General features: G+C 55.6%; 1 protein-coding gene. It reads right to left on the bottom strand.

The genetic code is table 11. The annotated features are described in order from the left end of the window. A partial coding sequence (locus tag Q4563_RS21295) for a hypothetical protein (RefSeq protein ID WP_303605943.1) occupies nucleotides 1-252 on the bottom strand: 252 nt, incomplete at both ends.

Genomic DNA, 252 nt, shown 5'->3' with positions numbered 1-252 from the left:
CAACCAGGGTTTCCAGAAATTCACGTGAACGCGACAGGCCCTTGTAGTCGTAGCACGGCTTGGTCAGCGTATCGGTATCATCCACTGGGCCGAGAGAACCGTCGGCGTTACGTTTGAACAGATAGAACTCAGGCTCCAGACCCGTGTTCAGAGTCCAGCCTTTGTCATCCAGACGCTTGAGCTGGTTTTTCAGTACCACGCGGCTGTCGTGGGAGTACGGCGCGCTGTTCACGTAACCGTCACAGGCAATAC

Source organism: Gilvimarinus sp. 1_MG-2023, assembly GCF_030548285.1.
Note: the sequence above shows the minus strand (reverse complement) of the source record. Positions and strands in the feature narration are given on the sequence as shown.